This is a genomic window from Pseudomonas sp. MF6394 (assembly GCF_002018845.1).
Classification (GTDB): domain Bacteria; phylum Pseudomonadota; class Gammaproteobacteria; order Pseudomonadales; family Pseudomonadaceae; genus Aquipseudomonas; species Aquipseudomonas lactis.
Window position 1 is genome coordinate 100,960 of the sequence record NZ_MVOJ01000016.1, and the last position, 12,962, is coordinate 113,921.

Sequence of the window (12,962 nt, forward strand, 5' to 3'; positions counted from 1 at the left end):
GACCCTGCCGACACACTGGCTCAACTCATTTGCTTTCTTTGGCAATGGTGCCCAAGGACGCATCCTTGACCAGGTAACGGCCTTCGACTTCGCTCAGCGCTTTGAGGCTGTTACGCGCCACGGCGAAGCCCATTTCGACTTCCTGCTTGAGGTAAACCACCTCACCCGCTTTGACATCAATCGGCATGTCCGCCCAGTTTTCAGCCTTGGAGCTGATCACGTGTTTGCCCGGCGTCACGAAAAAATAGATGTACTGGTTACCACGGTTGTAACCCATCTCCGAGTCGGCTTCCTTGTCATCCAGGAACACATTGAACCGCACCATCATCCCGACATTGCTAGGGCGCACGACGTACACCAAACCTTTATCGGCCACGGCAGCCTTGGGCAGCGAATAGTTCGCCACGTCAGCCTGCATCTTCTCCACCGACGGCGTCGAGGAACAGCCAAACAGCGTGGCAAGGGACAGAACGACAGCGGCTTTGCAGAACAACTTGATCATGTATTTCTTCCTTGTGGGTAACGGTGGAGCGGTTTTGAGAGTGCCGATGATGGCGGGATCTCATTTTTATGGCATGGCCCGAAGCATTGTGCCATTGCTGTGATGCCTTGCGCGGTTTTGGGTGAGGGGCTTATAGTCCGGCCGTCGCCCAACAGGGCGATCGGATTTGGCGATCCGTTGACCGTATGCGAAAGCTTTCTGCTTGCTTGCAGGGGCTTCCGTACCCGCATTGCTGCTTTATGGCAGCTGTGCGCGGGAGACCTTCGGGTCTGCCGGAACTCGGTCCCGGTTCGCCAACCTGCGTACAGCTGTCACCCATTCGTTTGGCGACGACAGGTGACAGTCTCACTTACTGACCGAGGTTGTACCCATGAATAGATACATGCCCCTAACCGGCCACGACTGCACCATCCCAGCGCTGACCATCGACACCCAGGCACCCCTCGACGTCCTTCACGACGCCGCCGTGCACCGCATTCGGGCCGTCACCCAACTGCTGGAAAACCTGGCCTTCCGCGAACAACTCAGCAGCGATGCCGTAGTGCTTTCAGACTTCGCCCACTTGCTGGCCATTCCGCTGCGCGATGGGTGTGATTTGCTGGACGTCATCAGTCGCAGGCTCAATGCCGATCCGTCCTGAGTGAAAATCGGGCGGCCTTTGTGTCGCCCGCTTTGTGCGTGATCAGCGCAAACTAAATAAATCCGTCCCTTTTTAATCTCATCTCCCCACCTGACAGCGTCTTATTGCTCCGCGCGCCAATCGACATAACCTTTCACCACAATCAGCTGATTACGGATGAAGCTTGAAAAGTTATCGGCCAACACCGCCACCTCATCGATTTCCGAATCGATCTCTACTATCGACCAATTATTACCTACATCAAAAGCATAAAGCACACCACTGGAAGTAGCCGCAAACACATACATCCGGCTATGAACAAAAGGGGACGAACAAAAGGGGACAGATTTATTTAATACGCCTTCCAACTCCAGCCTAAATAAATCCGCCCCTTTTCTCTCTATATATATCACCCTAAAACAAATAGCAACTCTCTAAATTATTAGTCTCATACTTCCATGAAACTATCCTACTTTCCGGAGACACAAGCACCGAATAGCGGCAATTCCTAATCCAGGTTATGTAGTAGCGCGTCCCGCTGCTTTCTTTTACTACCCTATCGAACGTTTTTTCTTTGTTAGCGGGGGACCAAAATGGCTCAGTACATGTATGGGGCGTGCGCGAGCAAATGCTGTATACGTGAGATTCAAAGGTGGTACCTACCCATCCATCTTTACTGGATAGCCACGCAGACCGTGACGGCGCGCAACCCGCAATCAGAAATACAACCACCATTATTACGCTAATTTTTTTCACGTTTTCTCTCCGTGAAAATGTGAAAAACGGGACAGATTTATTTAATACGCTTTTCAACTCTAATTCTAAATAAATCTTTCCCTTTTCTCACTTTTTTATTCTTCTCCGCTCTGGCACCAACTCAACTTTTTCCATTTATATGATTTCGCCACGGCACGAGCAGTCCCTCCAACAAGACTCGATCAACAACACCATCATCAATGGCGCCGACAAAAGTTGTATCCAACAGAAACTCAAAGGAAATATTTTCCTTTTCCGATAACTTTTTAACGGCACAGACTATTTCTTCTACTTCATCTAGATTTTTTGAATCCATATCAACAGACAGTATATTCGGTTGCAGTGCTGAATAAATTTCCAACATTCCACCCACCACTTCCGCGCCCCCTTCGTCTATCGCGTCAATAAAGGTTGGCGGGGCAATGCTCCATATTCTTGACGCAGCGAGCTCATTCACGAGCTGCTGCACATTAGATCTAATAGACTGATCTAAGTCTTGAGCCACGTAGAAAATCAACTTTTGCTTCTCATGTTCTAGCGGTACGGAATGCATTATTCAGCTCTTTTTTTTGGAGGGTATGCCGGGAGAACCGACCCTGGCCCCCCTTTTCTACTGATATTTTGCTCATTCAGGATATCTATTGCCCTATCGAACAAAAGGGCGAATAAAAGAACAAAAGGGGACAGATTTATTTAATGCGCTTTTAAACTCTAATTTAAATAAATCTGTCCCCTTTTCTCGTCTCCTTTTCTCTCTCCTCGTTATCCGTCCGACTCTCTTCTATTTTGAAAGCAGAATACTTAGAGCGTCCTTAGATGCACTAACCACCCACAACCACTCTTTTTTCTCTAAATATTCTTTGTCAGAAAGTTCTGTACCATACTTATCAAAAATCACATCAAGCGCACTTACTACATTTGCAACGGACCTTGCTTCTTTTTCATCCTTCAAGACCAAACCTATCCAATCGGAAGCGTTTTCAGCTAACCCCGTATCATCGTATAAAAAATGTACTGTGTAATTTAACTCGTCATAATCTAAACCCGGCGATGACCGTTCTACCCAAGCCCGGTACTGATAGTCAAGGTCTGACAGCCCACTCAAGTATGAGATAAGCTCCTCTCTCATACTAGGGAATTTTAGTTCGGAGAGTTCCAGCTTTTCCATTTTTTATATTCGCTCAGAGGTATATGGACTTGTTCCGCATGTTCCTTAATCGATCCACTAACAGGCTTTCCGTCCCTACCTATCACTCGACCATTGGACCTCACAATAACATGATCCACTTGCTGAGTAGGTTGGCTGATATCAGGTTCGCCCTTGTCTATCCGTACGCCATTGCCTTGATTTTTCGGATCTTGCCATCTAAACCCTACTCCTTTTTTATTGGGCGTTACTGCCCAAGTATCTGGAAACTTGGCAATTGTAGTGTCTGGAACGTCCCAAATTTTCGGCAATTCGCTCTGCGTTGGTTCAGAGTCTGTCTTCGCACTCGTAGGGTTATGATTTTTCGTCGGAGCACTTTTCCCTGCACTAGCTACCGCACGTTTGTACGCCAAGGCACCAGCAGCTGTACCTAAGCCAACGGCAAGAGCGACTTTCAAGTCGTTAGTGATCTCTTGCGCCTGCGCGTCACTAAGGTTCCATTTCGCTTTAAGCGTATCGACCATAGCTCCTACAGTGTGCTCAGTCGTCGCTGTTGCTAGCATCTCCTGGAATTCAAAGTTTGAGTTAATGAGGTTCTGTACTGCTTCTCGAGCCTTCGGCGAGCCATATTCCACAATATCTTTGATGGGGTTCAGGTCTGCCATGGTATTGGCGACTTCTCTCGACCGTGCCGCACAAGTCGAAGGATCAGCCTTACAGCCCGCTATCGCTTCAATATCCTGCTGAAGACTTAACTCTTTAAATTTACGAGTGGTGTCTTCAATGCAGGAGGTATCCGTGCATGCGGCTATTTTCTTGGCGGCTCTTTCAAGTTGATTGTGATTTAGATAGTTGTATTGCGTTCCGTTCTGAGCGACCCAACTGCCCTTCTCAAGCTTGGACGCATCGACATCCCCTTGTGCTGCTGCAGCTAGCACACCGACGATTTGCGAACTCATCGTAAGCAAGTCATCGTCGCCTTTGACCAAGGAGTCCAGATGAGTGACTAGAGCCTCGCTCGCACCTGCTGCCAATGCTCCGGTTTTGAAGTCTCCACCAGTGGCCTCCGCTAACAGCCCACCTACCATGGCATGAATCGCGACCTTTGGTGCCGAACCATCTGCGAACACATTTTTCGTGTAATTACCCAACAAATTGAAACTGGCAGCCGCCAAAGTGTTAAACAACGCATTTTTAAGCGCATCGCTGGCACTGCCACCTTGCCCGAGCGCTTTGCTCAACAACATGGAAGTGCCACTTTGCAGCGTTTGGTTAGCCGCAAATTGGCCGACACCCCGCCAGCTATTCAGTATTCCTGGCGTTGTGATTTTCCCTGTTGCCGTATTTGTCTCGGTTCCAGTCCAATCACCAAAATATTCCGCCGTCAGACCTGCTGTAGCACCGGCAATGACATACCCCTTCATAGCATCCGAAGAAGTAACATCCTTGAGCACAGCGCCTAGGTTGCCCCGATTGTTGACTACGCTGACAGTCGCGTTCGTAGACGCGCCCGCCGCTACAGCACCAGCGACAGCGCCCACAGTGCCACCACCTGCCGCGACTGCCGCCAGCGGCCCAACCACTGCCGCCATCACAATTGCAATAATGATCTGCGAAGCAGGCCCCAGGCCCGAGTTGCTGTACTTGAAGCTGTCGTGGATCTCCTTGACCTGCCTCCAGTCCACATCGCCACGCTTCTCAGCATCCTTGATCCAAGCCAACTGTGGATCGGCTTTAACCATCGCATCAATGGACTGGCTGACTGTCTCTTGGTTGACCTGGTTAATGTCGATCTTCAACCCGGCGACAGCTTTGATTGCCACATTGCCTTCGGCGATTAGCTGACTCTGGCGGACGGTCTCGTCGGTGTTGCCCTTACCCTTGGAAGAAACCCAAAACGCGTTGTTATTGCTCTTCTCATGGCTCTCCTGATGCAGGTCTTTGACCGCTTCAAAAGTAATCGCGCCACCACTGTCCAGAGTGATGTCCTTGCCGCTTTGAAGCTTGGCAAGTTGATAGGTCTGATCTCCTTCACTCTTGAGTATCAGGTCGCCGCCGGTCTTGATTTCAGTACCGACGTTGGTAATACGAGTGACCTCGTCGCGCTGGGTTTTCTTGGAACCCCAGCCGCTGTTTTTCTTCATGTCATACAACGTATGCGTACTGTTCTCAGCCGCCAACAAACTCAACTTATCCCCGCTATACAGATAAGCCTCATTCCCCGCGCTGATCCTGCTCGCCACAATCGTGGTATCACGCCCAGCCTGGCTGACAAAATCCCCACCCGCCGTCAGCACGCTCGCCACTTGAGTGGTCTGGTCGTCCGAGGTCTTGATGCGTTTTTTGCCGTCCTTTTCCTTGCCCTCAACGTTGTGCATGTCGCTGACGGAGGCGACGTTGAGGTCGCGGCCGGCGGCGATGTTGAGGTCTTTGCCGGCGGTGGCATTGCTGCCGATGATGTTGACGTCTTGCCCGGCCTGCATGTTGAGGTTGCCGCCCGCCGTGACGCTGGCGGCGAGGTTTTTGACGTCGGTGGTGATGGTGGATTTCTCGCCGCCGTCGCGGGTTTCGTGTTTGACGCTGGTGTCGCTGGCGGCGATGAGGTTGAGGTCGCGGCCGGCGGTTAAGTTAGCGTCGTTGCCCGCTACCAGGGCGCCTCGGTTGGTGAGGTCGCGGCCGGCGTCGATCGCGAGGTTTTCGCGGGCGACGATGGTGCCGGCGCTGGTGTCGGTGAGGGTGCGCATGCCGGCGCCGTCACGCACCTGGATGGCGGTGGTGTCGTTGGTGATGTCGCCTTTGAGCGCCGTGAGGCTGACTTGTTTGCCGCGGATTTCGCCGGCCATGGCGTTGCGGATGCTGTCCTGGGCCAGCAGGTTGAGGTTGTTGCCGGCTTCGACCAGGCCGCCGGTGTAGATACTGCCGCTGCTGATGGCGGAGAGGTTGTTGCTGGCGCGCAAGGTGCCGACGTTGATCAGGTCACCGCCGGTGACCAGGTTGAGGTCGCGGCCCTGGATGAGGCTGTTGCCGCGCACGTTGCGCGAGTCGGCCTGGGCCAGGTACAGCACCGGCACGAGCACGGTCTGGCCGTCGATGACGCGGTTTTCCATCCACACGATGTCGTGGGTCAGGGCGCCGACTTGCTGGTCGGTGAGGGCCACGCCCAGGCTCAGGCGCAGGGCGTCTTTGCTGGCGAGGCCGTTGTCCATCAGGTAGCGGAACTGGTCGGCGTCGCTGTACAGGCCGCCGGCGAGGAAGCGTTGGCCGGTTTGCGCGAGGACGGCGTCGCGGATCAAGCGGGTTTCGTACTGGCCGTCACCGAGGCGGCGCCAGGCGTTGTCGGCGGTGAAACCGAGTTTGCCGAGCATGTAGTCGGAGCTGAAGAAGCCCGACACCGAGGTGAACTCGGGGTTGGTTTCGATCAGGTAGTGGCTGGTAGGGTCGGCGTTTTTGACGAACAGGCCGTACTCGCCCTTAGGCAGTTGGAAGGTGGGCGAGGTGGTGGGGTCGACCGGGGCAAACGCGGTGCCGGTGTAGTCCACGGGCACGAAGCCGCCACCGGGGGCCACGCCTACCACGGGCAATACGCTGCCGGGCGCCTGGGCGCTCGGGTCGTTGGCGTGTTTGCTCAGGTTGATGTTGATGCCGCCGACGGGGATGCCGGTCTGGTCGTCGCCGAGGGTGCCGGTCAACTGGGCCAGGGTGTTGTTGTGCAGCGTGCCGTTTTGCAGGGTGCGGGCGACATTGAGGCTGACCGTGCCGCCCGCTTGCAGGGTGGCGTCGTAGCCGGGGCCGCTGTTGTTGGTCCAGGTGGTGACGTCACTTGCGTAGGCGAACGGCAGGCTATTGGGTGAGCGGCTTTTAAGTTCTTCGAAGCGCGCCTTGTCGAAATTCCCAGCCGCCGTGGCCGCATTGAACGCGGGCACGTCGACATATTGCATGCGTTCAAACAAATCGTCGGAGACGTGACCTGGCGTGCCGATGACAAGCTTGCGCTGGCCCGTGCGCGTGGCGGCGCCCTGGTTGAGCAGGTCACCGGCAGTGATGCTCAGGTCGCCATTGGCGGCCATCAGGCTGTAGCGGTTCTGCACGTTGTCGCCTTGCAGCAGCATGTTTTTGCCTGCCACCAGGCGTGCCGCTACCGAGTCCTTGGTCGCCGCCTCGAGGTACGTTTCGTAGATGGTGATCTCGCCACGTTCCCAGTTGTCGCTCTCGCCGCAGTGCTGGCCACAGATCCAACTCAAACTGCCGGTGGTCAGCGTTTGCCCGAGTTCGAATGCGTCTTTGGCGTTTTCGATAAAGCCTGCATTGATGCCGATCGAGCCTTCGCTTTCCACGGTGCCGGAGCGGTTGCTGAACAGCACGGCACGCCCGCCATCGCGGGCGGCGAAGCTCAGGTTGCCTTTGCTGTAGACATCGCCATAGCTGTTGCTGAAGCCATTGCTGCGCAAGGTCATGTCGCCGCCGCTGAACAGCAGCGTGTTGGCGGCATTGGTGATGCCGTTGACTGCGGTGAGGTTCACCGCGCCCTGGGCACCGAGAGTGCCACGGTTGTTGATTTGCGCGGCGGCGATGTCCAGTTGCTGGCGGGCGGTGAGGAAACCGAGGTTGTCCAGGGTGCCGCCCAGGGTCAGGCGCGCATTGGTGGCCGCCAGGCGGCCGCCGTTCTGGCTGAGGTTGTTGGCGGCGACGGTGAGTGTTTGCAGGGCCGAGACGCGGCCGCTGTTGGTGATATCGCCGGTGGTGATGCTGATGTCGCCGTCGCTGAGCAGTTCGCCGCCGTTATCCAGGCTGGCCACGTTGAGGATCAAGCCCTTGGCGCTGGCCAAGCGGTCACCGGCCTTGAGGGCCAGCCCTTGGTCGCTCTTGTAGGTGAGCACGTCGTTGAGTTGCACACGGCCCAGGCCGTCGACTTTACCGAATGCCCAGTCGGCGCTGCCCATGCCCTGGATATTGCCCTGGCTGCCTGCGAGGCTGGCGGTGTTGAGGTGGAACAGGCCGGTGCCGGCGTGTTGCAACATGCCGTTCTGGTTGTTGAGGCTGGCGGCGTCAAGGCTGAAGGCCTGGCTGCCGAATTCGAGGGTGCCGTTCTGGTTGTTCAGCGCGCCGCTGAGGTTGAGTTTGCTGCTGGCGCCGCCCAATGCACGCAGTTGCCCGCTGACGCTGTTATCCAGGTTGCCGCCGGTGAGGGCCAGGCCCTGGTTGGCTTCGATCAGGCCGCCCTGGTTGGTGAGCGTGTTGCGTGAGGTCAGGTTGATCTGATTGCCGCTGACCTGGCCGCCCGCGCTGTTGTCGAGGCTGGCGCCGCTGACGGTCACTTGTTCTTTGCCGAACAGCTTGCCGCCACGGTTGGCCAGGGCTTCTACGGTGAGTTGCAGGTTGCCGACCAGGCTGGCCATCAGGCCGCCGCTGGCGTTGTCGACGCTGTTGGCGGTGACGCTCAGGCTGTCGCCCTGCACGGTGCCGCCCTGGTTATCCAGGCGGGTGATGTTCAGTTCGGTGAGGGCGCCGCCACTGAGGATCAGGCCCTTGCGGTTGCTCACATCCTGGCCGCTGGAGCTCAGGCCTTCGGCGCCGGCCAGCAGTTGGCCGTTGTCGTTGTTCAGGTGCTGCGCGGCGATGTCCAGGCGCTTGCCGCGCAGGGTGCCGCCGTCGTTATTGAGGGTGGTGAGTTGCTTGACCAGCACGCTGCGCTCGCCCGCGTCGATCTGGCCGCCGACGTTGGTGAGCAGGTCGCTGACCTTGAGCACCACATCACCGCCATCGCTGACCAGCACGCCTTTGTTGCTGTTGTTGAAGGTCTGCGCGGTGACGTCGACGGTCTGCCCCAGCAGGATGCCGGCGCTGTTGTCCAAGCGCTCGCCTTGCAGTTGCAGCAGGCCCTCGCTCTGGATGCGGCCCTGGGCGTTGAGCAACTGGCCAGGGCCTTTGAGCAGCAGGCTTACGCCCTGGGCACCACCGGCCAGCAGGCCGGCGTTGCGGTTGTCCAGGCCCGAGGCGCGCACGTCGAGGTGGTCACCCAACACGCGCCCGGCGCGGTTGTCGATGTCGCCGCCAGCCACGTCGAGCAGCAGTTGCTTGCCGACGATGGTGCCGCCCTGGTTATCCAGGTTAGCGGCGTGCAGTTCGATATCGCCCTGCCCGGCCTGCAAACGGCCCTGGGCGTTGTTGAGCTGTTGCGCGGCGGTGAGGGTGAGCTTGCCGGTGTCGGCGCTCAGTACGCCGCCTGCGTTGCTGCTGAGGGTGCCGGCCTTAACGTTCAGATCGGTGTTGGCCTGGGTAAAACCCTGATTGTTGTTGAAGGTGTTGGACACGGCGAGGTTGAGCGCGCCACCGTCAGACTGGATCAAACCCTTGAGGCTGTTGTCGAGGTTGCTGGCAGTGACGGTCGCGGTCTTGGCCACCAGCACGCCGTTCTGGCTGTTCAGGTTGCCGGCGTTGACGGTCAGGTCGTTGGCGATGACTTGCCCGCCGCTGTTGTTCAGGTCGGCACTGGTGAGCACCAGGCTGCCACCGGCCATTTCGATACGGCCTTGGCGGTTGTCCAGGGAGGCGCTGTTGAGCGTGGCGGCCTGGCCTTCGCCGAGGCGGATCAAGCCGCCGAGGTTGACGATGGCCGGCGAGTTGATCGCCAGGCTCTGCTCGCCAAACAGGCGAGCGCTGGCGCCCTGGTTGGTGAGTTTGGCGCTGCTGACCTCGACGGTCTTGGCCTGGATGATCGCGCCCTGGTTGGTCAGCGCTTGCGCGGCAGTGATCGCCAGGGCGCGGCTGGCCAACAGGTTGCCGCTGGTGGTGACGGTTTGCGCGTTCACCACCAGGTCGCCCGTGGTGTTGCGGCTGTTATCGGCGGCGACGCCGGCTTCGATGATGCCGGGGTTGTTCACGCTGGCCGCGTTGATCTCGATGCGCTGGCCGGCGGCGATGCTCTTGCGGTTGACCAAAGCCTGGGCGCTGGTGACCTGCACGTTGCCGTTGGCGTAGACCTTGTCGGTGAGGTCGACGTTTTGCGCGGTGACCTTGACGTTACCGGTGGCCGCCGCCTGCGCCATGCTCAGGCGCCCGTTGGCGTCGAGCTGAATATCGCCGCCACTGGCGGCCAGGGTGCCGTCGAGCTTCACGCCCACGCCGGCCTCGGTGCCCACCAGTTTGATTGCGCCGGCATACATGCCGCCCAAGGCCGAGGAGTCGATTGCCAACTCGGGCTTGGCGCTGCCGTCATCGGCGCGGGCGGTGGTTTTCAGGCTTTGCGCATCGACGTCGTTGCGCCCGGCGATCACATTGAGTTCGCGGGCGTTGATTTGTGCGTTGATCTTGGCCGAGCGGGTGATGATGTCGAAGCGTTCGACATTGCTGGCGTTCAAGCCTTCGCCGTCGATGGTCACGGCGCCGCCGTCCACTTCATAGCGCTGTAACTGGCCGCTTGCGTCGAGCACCGGTTTACCGGTGGTGAGGGTGACGTTGGGGGTGTTGATAAAGCCGCAACCGCTGCACGTCACGCCGTACGGGTTGGCCACGATGACCTTGGCCGACTGCCCCGCCACTTCGGTGTAGCCGCGCAACTGGCTGGGGCTGCCGCCGTTGACTTCGTTGAGGATGACGTTGGCCGCGCCGCCCTTGAGGTTGGGGTTGCCGACGATGATCCCGCCCAGTTGGGTGTTGACCATGGCGCCGTTGCCATTGTTGAGGATCACGCCGTTGGGGCCGACGTTGTAGTCCTTGAACTGGTTATGGGACAGGCCCGCGCCATTGGGGGTAGCGATGTTCACCACCGGCACGCCATTGCCCGCCGCGCCTACGGTGGTGCCCGGCGCACTGACCACAATGCCCTCGGCCTGGGCCAGCAGCGGCTGCCAGAACAGTGCGTTGGCAAGGATCAAGGCCAGCCCGCGCTTGGGCAGGCCGAAGAACGCGTCCCGGCGCTTCAGGGCGGCAGAAGGTTGGCGGGCCAGGAAGGCGAATTGGCGAACATCCATTGTCAGGCTCTCATGCAGCGGGGCGTTGAATTACAGGAAAAAATCCATGCGGAAATAGATCGGCGCTTCGCGCTCGGTCACCACACCGGGTCTTTCTAAGGAATGGGCAAAGGTCACGCTGGTGCTGACATGTTTGCCACGGGCGAACAGCTCCAGGGAGTTGCTGGACACCCGGCCATGAACGTTGTCGTTGTAGCGGTCGTTGCGGATCACGCCTTGGTCGTAGCCGACACTGGCGCCGTACTCGGCGAAGGCCGGGCGCATCCAGTTGAGGGTCACCGGGCGCGCCCAGCGCACTTCGTTGCGCCAGTAGCCGCCGCTGTCGCCGGTCAGCAATTGGTCCTTGAAGCCACGCACCGAGGCCGAGCCGCCAAGGCTCATGCGCTGCGGCGAAAACAGCGGGTCTTCGCTGCGTTGGCCGGTGGCCAAACTGCTGAAGCTGAACGACTCGCCCCACAGGCTGAAGGGTTGCAGGTAGCTGACGGTGGCGGTGTATTTGCGGTAGCGCGAGTTCGGCTGGCGACGGCCTGCTGGGTCACGCTCGTCTTGGGCCTGGGCGTCGAGCAGGCCGATGCCGCTTTGCATGCCCAGGTCCAGGTTGACGAAGGCACTGCCGATGCGCCGACCGTGGTTGACGCCCAGTTGCAGTTCGCTGAGGCGGTTGCTGCTGGGCGCGGTGCGCACGTCGAGGATGTAGTTGTTGGTGCGCAGGTGCGCCAGGCCGACGTTGACCGAGGTTTTGCTGACGTCATCGCGGTGGATCACCCGCTCGGCGCGCAGTTGGTGGTTCTGGTTGTCGCCGTCCTGCTTGTATTTGAAGCCGTCGGTCACGCCGTAGGTGCGGTAGTCGCTTTCGCTGTAGGTGTAGCTGAAGTTCCACCAGCCCCAGGGCAGGTTGTAGTAAAGCATGGTGTTTTTCGAGGTTTTCTGGTGGTCGCTGATGGCGTCGTGGCCGCCGCGCAGCATCAGTTGGTCACCCAGGCCCAGCGGGCTGTCCCACTCAAGGCCAGCGCCCCATTGCTGTTCGCCAGTGCTTTTCTGCCCGTCGTTGTTGCGCGACAGGCTGGCGCGCCAGGGCTTTTGCGCGGTGTTCTTGACCACCACGTCGCTGCCGCCGATTTGCTTGCCGGGGGTGAGTTCCATCTGCGCTTGTTTGGACGGCAGGCGGTTGAGCTGGTCCACCAGTTGCTCGATCTCGCGCAGGTTCAGTGCTTCACCGACTTTGCCGGGAAAGGCCATGGCCAGTTCGCGGTCGGTCACCGTGCTGCCTTCGGCGCTGCGCAACGCTTCGAGTTTGCCTTCCACCACCAGCACTTGCAGATGGCCGGTGGAGAGGTCTTGCTGTGGCAGGTAGGCACGACTGGTAACGCGGCCTTTGCCCAAGTAGTAGTCGGTGATGACCTTGAGCAGCTCGTTGAGCTGGGACACGCCCAGACATTGGCCGATATAGGGCTTGAGCAGGCGCTCGCGGTCGGGCGCCGGCAGGCTGTCGGCGCCTTTGAGTTCGATGGTTTTGATGGGGAAGCAACGGGTGTCAGCCGGGGTTGCCGGGGCTTGAGGCTTGTCCGCTTTGCCGGGCAGGTCCTGAAGCTCCTGGAGGCGCCGCTGCTGCTCTTCGAGCAGGCGGTTCTGCCGGTCGCGGATCAAGTCCTGATCGCCAGGCGTGGGGGCGGCGGATGCACTGTTCAGGCCCACGCAGGTGAGCAGGAAGGTGCAGAGCAATAACCGGGTCCATGGCAATAACGAAGACATGTTCGATCCATCGAAAATCAAGGGCCGCGAAACTAACATCGAACTTCCAGCTCGCCTAGAAACGGGCGAAGTGGGGCCGTTCGACTGATTAGTTTTCTAACCTGTTGATTATTAATAATAATTTTTCATCAAAAGAGTTTAAGTCGGGCACTTACAGTGATTATTCCGACAAGCGGCAACTGTTTTGATGGCGATTCGACGAATGACTTTCCGACT

7 protein-coding genes are annotated in these 12,962 nt (G+C 58.3%); 1 reads left to right on the forward strand and 6 read right to left on the reverse strand.

Annotated elements, in window-relative coordinates:
• Positions 1-25: 25 nt before the first annotated feature.
• On the reverse strand, positions 26-418 hold the full coding sequence (locus MF6394_RS17900; protein ID WP_171905465.1) for a DUF2846 domain-containing protein: 393 nt from the start codon (positions 416-418) through the stop codon (positions 26-28).
• A 466-nt stretch (positions 419-884) separates the two neighbouring features.
• Between MF6394_RS17900 and MF6394_RS17905 the strand changes: the two genes are divergently transcribed.
• Entirely contained in the window at positions 885-1,142 is a 258-nt protein-coding gene (locus tag MF6394_RS17905; RefSeq protein ID WP_078467185.1) for a hypothetical protein, read from the forward strand.
• Positions 1,143-1,243: 101 nt separating this feature from the next.
• On the opposite strand, the gene MF6394_RS17910 is transcribed toward MF6394_RS17905, so the two are convergent.
• The 5 genes from MF6394_RS17910 to MF6394_RS17935 all read right to left on the reverse strand — a co-directional run bounded on the left by MF6394_RS17910 (position 1,244) and on the right by MF6394_RS17935 (position 12,746).
• Positions 1,244-1,423: a hypothetical protein gene (locus tag MF6394_RS17910; protein ID WP_177345146.1), complete on the reverse strand. Its 180-nt coding sequence runs from the start codon at positions 1,421-1,423 to the stop codon at positions 1,244-1,246.
• A gap of 575 nt (positions 1,424-1,998) precedes the next feature.
• Positions 1,999-2,430, reverse strand: coding sequence for a hypothetical protein (locus MF6394_RS17920; RefSeq protein ID WP_078467187.1), 432 nt, complete (start codon positions 2,428-2,430; stop codon positions 1,999-2,001).
• A 228-nt stretch (positions 2,431-2,658) separates the two neighbouring features.
• The gene (locus MF6394_RS17925; RefSeq protein WP_078467188.1) at positions 2,659-3,045 is read right to left on the reverse strand and encodes an SCO4402 family protein; all 387 of its coding nucleotides are present in this window, start codon (positions 3,043-3,045) and stop codon (positions 2,659-2,661) included.
• Positions 3,018-10,994 (reverse strand): two-partner secretion domain-containing protein, encoded by a 7,977-nt coding sequence (locus MF6394_RS17930; protein WP_238597301.1) that lies wholly within the window; start codon positions 10,992-10,994, stop codon positions 3,018-3,020. The genes MF6394_RS17925 and MF6394_RS17930 overlap by 28 nt, the downstream gene beginning before the upstream one ends.
• Before the next feature lie 30 nt (positions 10,995-11,024).
• Positions 11,025-12,746 (reverse strand): ShlB/FhaC/HecB family hemolysin secretion/activation protein, encoded by a 1,722-nt coding sequence (locus MF6394_RS17935; RefSeq protein ID WP_078467189.1) that lies wholly within the window; start codon positions 12,744-12,746, stop codon positions 11,025-11,027.
• Positions 12,747-12,962 lie beyond the last annotated feature (216 nt).

Coding starts and splice junctions, on each gene's coding strand:
- MF6394_RS17925 (WP_078467188.1), bottom strand. CDS start 3,045: ATGGAAAAGCTGGAACTCTCCGAACTAAAATTCCCTAGTATGAGAGAG.
- MF6394_RS17920 (WP_078467187.1), bottom strand. CDS start 2,430: ATGCATTCCGTACCGCTAGAACATGAGAAGCAAAAGTTGATTTTCTAC.
- MF6394_RS17935 (WP_078467189.1), bottom strand. CDS start 12,746: ATGTCTTCGTTATTGCCATGGACCCGGTTATTGCTCTGCACCTTCCTG.
- MF6394_RS17905 (WP_078467185.1), top strand. CDS start 885: ATGCCCCTAACCGGCCACGACTGCACCATCCCAGCGCTGACCATCGAC.
- MF6394_RS17900 (WP_171905465.1), bottom strand. CDS start 418: ATGCAGGCTGACGTGGCGAACTATTCGCTGCCCAAGGCTGCCGTGGCC.
- MF6394_RS17930 (WP_238597301.1), bottom strand. CDS start 10,994: ATGGATGTTCGCCAATTCGCCTTCCTGGCCCGCCAACCTTCTGCCGCC.